A 6,334-nucleotide genomic window follows, 5' to 3' on the forward strand; every position below is an offset into this window, starting at 1 on the left:
GAGTTGCTATTTTAGTTCATGATTTTAAGATATAAAAAAGAGTACATTTACTAATCAGTTTGTACTCTTTTCAATCTTTTCCATTAAATTTAATAAATTATCTTCTTGATTAGGGTATAGATGAGAATATGTGTTTAAAGTCGTTTCAATCTCCTCATGCCCTAATCTTTTTGATATTACAACTATGTTAACACCATGATGTATTAATAGACTTGCATGGCTATGCCTTAAGTCGTGTACTCTTATTTTTTCTAGTCCAGACAATTCAACACCTTTTTTCATTGCCTTGCTAAATGCTGATTTAGTATGGGGTATTATTCTATCCGTACCTTTGGGTTTATAAGTTTTATTTTTAAGTTCCTGGAGTTCATCTATAACAGATTTATTTACAAGTATTTTTCTAATACTCTTTTCTGTCTTTGGTGAAGTAATAATATCCTTGCCCCTTAATCTTTGAAATGATTTATCTATATTGATTTTTTGATTATTAAAATCTATATCATTCCAAGTAAGAGCCAGTAACTCACCTAATCTCATACCAGTCCAATACAATATATTAAAGCCTACATGAATTAATGGCCTATCCTCATAATGTGAATTGAATAGGTTAAATTCTTCTAGGCTCCATATTTTCATTTCATCTGAACCAGATTTACCCATTGATCCAGATTTATGTATTGGATTTTCTTTAAGATTATAAAATCTTACTGCATAATTCATTATTGCTGATAACTGAACATTAATATCTTTTAAGTATGATTCACTGTAAGGCTTGCCAGTCTTTTCATTAATCAATTTCATAATTTGATTTTGCCAGTTCCTAATTTTAATAGGAGTAATATCTTTTATAGGCATATCTTTGAAATAAGGTAGTATATGCTTTTCAAACATAAACTTTTTAGAATACATAGTCATTTCCTTAAGTCTATGGCTTAAATCCTCAATATAATGCTCATACAAGGCATTAAGGGGTATTTCCGGACTATAGTCTACACTAGCAAGGAAATTTCTTTCCCATTCATCAGCTTCCCTCTTAGTAGCAAAGCCCTCTTTTTTCTTCCTAGTTCTAACTCCTTGAATATTCGTATAGTAAAAGCTACAATACCATTTATTTTTAGTCTTTGATTCGTTTTTATATGATGGCATGGTTAATCTTCTTCTTTTAATTCTTTTAGTTCATCGATTAGGCTATCAATTATTGTCATTGTAGATCGGTTAGGATTATTTGAATAAATATCTAATATAGAATTATATAAAGCAATTAAATAATTATCAGAATCATCAGTTATTTCTAAATAAGTATCATAAGTATCTATGATTTTTGTATCTTCATGTTGTCTAATAAATAATCTTAAATTTAAGTTTGTTTCTTTATTTAGAGAAAAAAAATTCAATAAATAATATGTGGATTTAACATGTACAAAAAAAGAATTTTCTATATCTAAAGAGCTTTTATCAATATTAAATTTTTCTAAAACACCATATAAATATTCAATTGTATTTTTAGAGCTGCCTTCTACCGCATCTATCATTCTATTTTTTATAACATCGTAAAAATTTATTATTTCAAGACCCTTGGATTTTTTTAGATTAGTTATTTCTTCTAATGAAACAAACGAAGAAGCTAGATTTTGCCAACGTAATTCTTTGCTTTTAGTCATTTCAGTTAATGTCAAAATCAATTTTTCGTTTTGAGTTATTTTTTTCCATCCCATTAAAAGTTCTGGAGAAACGTTGAGAGCTTTAGAAATAGATTCAATGTTTTTAGAACTGATATTTGTAATTTTATTATTCTCATATTTTGATAAAGAAGCATGAGAAATTCCAGTAACAGCAGATAATTCTTTCAATGTCATATTGTTTTTTTTTCTCAGATATCTAATTCTTTCTCCTATGGTTTCACTCATTACATCACCTCATTCTAATACAATTATATTAAAAGAAAATTGTAATTACAATAAATATTTAATAATACAATTAAAGTCTTGACTAATAATGTTCGCAAAGTTACAATGTAACTATAAGAATATTGGAAGAGGGGTGAATATTTTGAAATTAAGTCCAGAAAAAATTAATATGTATTTGGCAGAGAAGAATATTTTAAAAAAAGAACTGGCTGAATTATCAGGAATTTCAAGGCAAACAATAATATCTGTTACGAGTGGGAAGTCATGTAGTACGACTACAGCTGGTAAAATTGCTAAGGCTTTAGAAATACCGGTAAAAGAAATAATGGAAGATTAGGAGGAGGAAATGGAAAAACAATTTTTAAATGCTAAAGATATTCAAGAACTAATGCAAGTAAAACAAACTAAATCATATCAAGTTATTAGAAAGGTAAATGAGAAATTGGAAGCGGAAGGATTTTTAGTTTTGCGTGGCCGTGTATCAGCTAGGGCAGTTTATGAATATTTTGGTTTAGAAAAACAAGAGGATAATAAATAAGGCTCTATTTTGAGTTTTAAGAAGGTTAATTTTATTAGGCAAGGATTTATATGTCTAAATTAAGTTAGGTAAGAAAAAAGGTAACAGGCTATACGTTTTAGAGCGTAGAAAGGAAATTAAAAGAATATGATTAGTAAAAGATTGACTAAGCAAGAAGCAATTAAGAAAAAATGTTTAGAATGTTCAGCAGGAAATAAAAATGAAGTTGCAAATTGTGAAATAAAAGATTGTGCATTATGGAGGTATAGAAACGGATATGAGGAACAAGATGAATTGTATTTTAAACATATGAAAAAGAAAGGTAAAAAATAATGATTAGATATTTAATAACAGAAAGCAAAAAGCCCTTAGATACGGCAATATCTAAAGGCAAAATTAAGAACGTTGATAATTCAACTATCCGTATGTTGATTTTATCATGTTCTAGGAAAAATGAAAAGGAGCAGATAAATGAATGATTTAATAGCAGTTACACAAAATGAAAATATGGAGCCTGTAGTTAGTGGTAGAGAGCTACATAGATTTTTAGAGATTAATGAAAGGTATAATGATTGGATTCATAGAATGCTAGACTATGGTTTTATTGAAAATGTTGATTATATGAGTTTTACTGAAAAAACAGTAAAACCTAAAGGTGGCAGACCTATGAAAGATCATGTACTTAAATTAGATATGGCAAAAGAATTAAGTATGTTGGCCAGGAATGAAAAGGGTAAGGTAGCAAGAAAATACTTTATTGAAATAGAGAAAGAATATAATAGTCCAGATAAGGTTATGGCAAGGGCATTAATGATTGCTAATAATGTTATAGCAGAGTTAAAACCTAAAGCAGAATACTTTGATGAATTGGTAGATAGAAATTTATTAACTAATTTTAGAGATACTGCTAAGGAACTAGGTATTAAGGAAAAAGTGTTTATTAATGAATTAATGGCAAGAGGTTATATCTATAGGGACAAAAAAAGGAAACTAAAACCTTATGCAGAGAAGAATAAGGGACTATTTGAACTTAAAGAATATGTAAACGAGCGAAACGGACATACGGGAACTCAAACATTAATTACACCTAAAGGTAGAGAAACTTTTAGATTATTATTACAAAAACAAATAGCATAGAGGTAAATTATGGCATATAGAAGCATTGACATAGATTTTTGGCAAGATGATTATGTAATATCATTGGATTATTTAACTAGATATGTTTTCTTATACGTATTGCAAGGCAGTAAAACGACTCAATTAGGAGCGTATTATTTACCAATACAAATAGCGTTATTAGAAACAGGTTTAGATAATGAAACATTTGATAGAAATATAAAGAAATTGTCAGAAGATAAAAAGATATTCTATGATGATGAAACAAAAGAATTAATGATTATGAATTGGCACAAATACAATTTAAAAAACCCTAGTCAAAGTCAACTAGGGTTACTATCTAAAGAGATTTTAAAAGTTAAAAGTAAAATTATTAAAGTTAAATTACTGCAAACTTATAAGAATAATTTTAGTGAAAAGAAATTCAATTCATTAATAAGTCTAATAATAGAAAAAGATGAAACATTTTTAGAAGAATTAAAGAATAGCTTTAAAAATGAAATAGATAGGCTGTTAATAGGCTATGAACACCCTATAGATACCCTAACCATAGGGGATAAAAATAATGTAGCAGATTTAAACCATACCCTATCGACAGGGGGTAAAAAAATCATAGCAGAATCACAATCAGAATCAGAAACAAAATCAAAAACAGAATCAGAAACAGAAACACAATCACAATCAATGAGTGAGGTTCATCAAGATGAACTATCTCCTAAAAATGATTATGAAGAATTTTCAAAACAGTTTAATGTTTTGGTAGAAGAATGGAATAAGTCTGAAATGGCTATGGAAAGACCTATTACTAAAACTACTACACAAATGCAAAGTAATGCTTTTAAGCTTTTACAGAAATATAGTTTAGGTACCATTTTAGAGGTAATGGAGCATGTACCTAGTAATAGATGGTACTTAGGAGAGATACCTAATGCTGATGGAGAAGTATTTAATATTAGCTTTACATGGTTTTTAGATATTAATAACTTTGAAGATATAATGAAAAAATTACCCGGTTATGTACCATATTAAGGAGTATAGGAAAGTTGGAGAGAGATATTATAGATATAGTTGAGCTTATGGACGCACCTAGGCTTAGTGAATGGATAGAGATAGAAAGAATAGTCAGGAATGAAAAAAGAATATTATATGCATTAGCCTTAGTTTTTAATTATGGGAAGATGAAAGGCAAACAAGAGGTTAGAGATCCTAGATATAGAACATTAAAAAGAATTAGCAGGAAGTATGGGGAGAAATATAGAGAACCTAAAATGACAGTACACCAATTTTTAACTTATTATGGGAGTTCTAAAAATGAAAATGAATAAATTAAATGCAAAATATCAAGAAATATTTAGAAACAGATTAATTGAAAATGGAATTAATGTAGATAATATTTGGGAAATAATCAAAAATGAACAGTTAGGAACGTACAATAAACTATTAAATGAAATTATAGAATTACAAAGAATTGAGGAGGTAGAAAAGCAGTTTTTAAATGTAAAAGAACTAAGGGAATTAAAAGAAAGTCTTAGAAATGATTATTTACCTATAGGCTTTGAAGGTGAATTTTTAAGATACTTAGAAATGACAGAAAATGAAACGGCTAGCATTATACTAGCTTTTCATTATGGCAAGATGATGGCTAAGCATGAAGAAAAGAAAATATTAAAAGTGGTATAGGAGTTATTTATGAATGATAAAAAATTAGAAATTTTAAAAGGATATGTAAATAACCTAAAAGAAACATATAAAGATGAAAAAGGAATTCAAGAAGTCTCTAAGTTTATAGATGAATTAGATACTTTGGAAAATAAAAAGGATAAAAACGACAACAAAGAAGAATTTAATCTACAAGATTATGCTAATAAAAATAGAATTTTATAAAAGGAGAAGATATGAACTTAAATCAATTTTACGAAGATAAACAAACAAAAAATCAAAGAGTAAAAGAGTTGAAAGAGGAACTACAAGCTAATAGCGATAAAATAAAAGAATTAGAAGATAAATATAATAAAGCTTTGGTAAACGGTAATGAGAAAGAAGCAGATAATATATTTCCAAAGATAACTAAACTAAAAGAGGGAATTAAAAGCGATACTTACAAAATTGAAAAACTTGAAAAGCTAAACAAGGAAGCTATAAGAAATAATGCAATATCTACTCTAAATCATTTAGAAAAGGTATATAACGATTATGAAAATAAGGCAAAAGAACTAGAAATTCAGGCTAAACCATTAGAAGATGAGTTAATTAAACTATTTAGTAAAGGTTGGGACCTACAAAATGAATATAGGGACATAACTAGAAAATATTATTCTTTAAAGGATAGTTACGATATAAAAAATAATGAATATTCTAGTAATGTTCCAGGATATTCTACAGAATTAAAGATATTCAAAAATAGTAGAATACCATCACATAGTGTAATAACAATAACACCTAGTCAAGTAGGAACTAGCAAAGTTGAAAAAGAAAGAAAAGAGCGTATTAATAATTTAGGGCCTAATACAAGCATAGGAGATTATGCTAGAGCAAGCAGAATATTAAAACAAGATTAACCATTAAGGGAGTGATAAGATGACATTAAAACAAGAATATGAAAATAAGAAAAATGAACTATATGGAAAAATAAGAGAAGCGATATACAACAATGATGTAAGAGGTACAAAGATAGATGAAAATATAAAAATACTTAATTTACAAGGTGAAAATCTAATAGATAGAACAGAAATAGATAACAGCATTCAAAAGGAAATAGAAGCTAAAACAAAGGCAGCAGAAACATTTAGAAATG

At 27.7% G+C, this 6,334-nt stretch carries 12 protein-coding genes; 10 read left to right on the top strand and 2 right to left on the bottom strand.

Annotated features, from left to right (window positions below; translation table 11 throughout):
* Nucleotides 1-54 precede the first annotated feature (54 nt).
* Both WAO56_RS01195 and WAO56_RS01200 read right to left on the bottom strand, forming a co-directional pair.
* Nucleotides 55-1,146 (bottom strand): site-specific integrase, encoded by a 1,092-nt coding sequence (locus WAO56_RS01195; protein WP_422144052.1) that lies wholly within the window; start codon nt 1,144-1,146, stop codon nt 55-57.
* Nucleotides 1,147-1,148: 2 nt separating this feature from the next.
* On the bottom strand, nt 1,149-1,907 hold the full coding sequence (locus WAO56_RS01200) for a helix-turn-helix domain-containing protein (protein WP_422144053.1): 759 nt from the start codon (nt 1,905-1,907) through the stop codon (nt 1,149-1,151).
* Nucleotides 1,908-2,049: 142 nt separating this feature from the next.
* Between WAO56_RS01200 and WAO56_RS01205 the strand changes: the two genes are divergently transcribed.
* From WAO56_RS01205 to WAO56_RS01250, 10 genes are all read left to right on the top strand, one after another.
* On the top strand, nt 2,050-2,244 hold the full coding sequence (locus tag WAO56_RS01205; protein WP_422144054.1) for a helix-turn-helix transcriptional regulator: 195 nt from the start codon (nt 2,050-2,052) through the stop codon (nt 2,242-2,244).
* A gap of 9 nt (nt 2,245-2,253) precedes the next feature.
* Entirely contained in the window at nt 2,254-2,445 is a 192-nt protein-coding gene (locus tag WAO56_RS01210) for a hypothetical protein (protein ID WP_422144055.1), read from the top strand.
* A 126-nt stretch (nt 2,446-2,571) separates the two neighbouring features.
* Nucleotides 2,572-2,757: a hypothetical protein gene (locus tag WAO56_RS01215; RefSeq protein ID WP_422144056.1), complete on the top strand. Its 186-nt coding sequence runs from the start codon at nt 2,572-2,574 to the stop codon at nt 2,755-2,757.
* A 138-nt stretch (nt 2,758-2,895) separates the two neighbouring features.
* Nucleotides 2,896-3,561, top strand: a complete 666-nt coding sequence (locus WAO56_RS01220) for a phage antirepressor KilAC domain-containing protein (protein ID WP_422144057.1) — start codon at nt 2,896-2,898, stop codon at nt 3,559-3,561.
* 9 nt (nt 3,562-3,570) lie between these two features.
* Nucleotides 3,571-4,569 (top strand): hypothetical protein, encoded by a 999-nt coding sequence (locus WAO56_RS01225; protein WP_422146198.1) that lies wholly within the window; start codon nt 3,571-3,573, stop codon nt 4,567-4,569.
* Between the two features lie 14 nt (nt 4,570-4,583).
* On the top strand, nt 4,584-4,865 hold the full coding sequence (locus WAO56_RS01230; RefSeq protein ID WP_422144059.1) for a hypothetical protein: 282 nt from the start codon (nt 4,584-4,586) through the stop codon (nt 4,863-4,865).
* On the top strand, nt 4,852-5,220 hold the full coding sequence (locus WAO56_RS01235; protein WP_422144060.1) for a hypothetical protein: 369 nt from the start codon (nt 4,852-4,854) through the stop codon (nt 5,218-5,220). Before WAO56_RS01230 ends, WAO56_RS01235 begins: the two co-directional genes overlap by 14 nt.
* Nucleotides 5,221-5,229: 9 nt before the next feature.
* Complete coding sequence (locus WAO56_RS01240; RefSeq protein ID WP_422144061.1) at nt 5,230-5,424, top strand: hypothetical protein; 195 nt, start codon at nt 5,230-5,232, stop codon at nt 5,422-5,424.
* A gap of 11 nt (nt 5,425-5,435) precedes the next feature.
* Nucleotides 5,436-6,098 carry a hypothetical protein gene (locus tag WAO56_RS01245; protein WP_422144062.1) on the top strand — a complete coding sequence of 221 codons (663 nt, stop codon included), beginning with the start codon at nt 5,436-5,438 and terminating at the stop codon, nt 6,096-6,098.
* 19 nt (nt 6,099-6,117) lie between these two features.
* A partial coding sequence (locus WAO56_RS01250; RefSeq protein ID WP_422144063.1) for a hypothetical protein occupies nt 6,118-6,334 on the top strand: 217 nt, incomplete at its 3' end.

This window comes from Miniphocaeibacter sp. (assembly GCF_049276255.1).
GTDB lineage: Bacteria > Bacillota > Clostridia > Tissierellales > Peptoniphilaceae > Miniphocaeibacter.

Excerpts from the sequence above, each read along its gene's own strand:
- WAO56_RS01195 (WP_422144052.1), bottom strand. The coding sequence starts at position 1,146 with ATGCCATCATATAAAAACGAATCAAAGACTAAAAATAAATGGTATTGT.
- WAO56_RS01200 (WP_422144053.1), bottom strand. The coding sequence starts at position 1,907 with ATGAGTGAAACCATAGGAGAAAGAATTAGATATCTGAGAAAAAAAAAC.
- WAO56_RS01210 (WP_422144055.1), top strand. The coding sequence starts at position 2,254 with ATGGAAAAACAATTTTTAAATGCTAAAGATATTCAAGAACTAATGCAA.
- WAO56_RS01215 (WP_422144056.1), top strand. The coding sequence starts at position 2,572 with ATGATTAGTAAAAGATTGACTAAGCAAGAAGCAATTAAGAAAAAATGT.
- WAO56_RS01220 (WP_422144057.1), top strand. The coding sequence starts at position 2,896 with ATGAATGATTTAATAGCAGTTACACAAAATGAAAATATGGAGCCTGTA.
- WAO56_RS01225 (WP_422146198.1), top strand. The coding sequence starts at position 3,571 with ATGGCATATAGAAGCATTGACATAGATTTTTGGCAAGATGATTATGTA.
- WAO56_RS01235 (WP_422144060.1), top strand. The coding sequence starts at position 4,852 with ATGAAAATGAATAAATTAAATGCAAAATATCAAGAAATATTTAGAAAC.
- WAO56_RS01240 (WP_422144061.1), top strand. The coding sequence starts at position 5,230 with ATGAATGATAAAAAATTAGAAATTTTAAAAGGATATGTAAATAACCTA.
- WAO56_RS01245 (WP_422144062.1), top strand. The coding sequence starts at position 5,436 with ATGAACTTAAATCAATTTTACGAAGATAAACAAACAAAAAATCAAAGA.